This is a genomic window from Pseudomonas sp. 2995-1 (assembly GCF_002742505.1).
GTDB lineage: Bacteria > Pseudomonadota > Gammaproteobacteria > Pseudomonadales > Pseudomonadaceae > Aquipseudomonas > Aquipseudomonas sivasensis.
The window spans coordinates 1-311 of sequence record NZ_LJSA01000169.1; the positions used below are offsets into that span (position 1 = coordinate 1).

At 60.8% G+C, this 311-nt stretch carries 1 pseudogene; it reads right to left on the reverse strand.

The annotated features are described in order from the left end of the window. Positions 1 to 311, reverse strand: a pseudogene (locus AOA61_RS00540) (arabinose ABC transporter substrate-binding protein); the annotation flags it as partial.

Below are 311 nucleotides of genomic sequence, written 5' to 3' on the forward strand. Positions count from 1 at the left end.
TTGGTGACCCACTCGTACATCATCAGCGCCGTGTTGTAGCCCTCGATATGCGGGCTTGGCAGCATGGAGCCGAAGAAGCCGCTGTCGGCCTTTTTCAGTTCGCCGATGGCGTCGGTGCCATTGATTCCGATGCCAATCACGTTTGCCGCTTTGAAGCCTGCGCTTTCGGTAGCGCGCACGCCGCCGAGCACGGTGTTGTCGTTCATGCCGCCAATGATCAGGTTTTTCGCACCGCTGGGCAGCTTGACCAGCGCCGAGTTGGTGGCGTCCATGCTGCCGGGGACGTCGAGGGTTTTCAGTGCAGCGGTGAG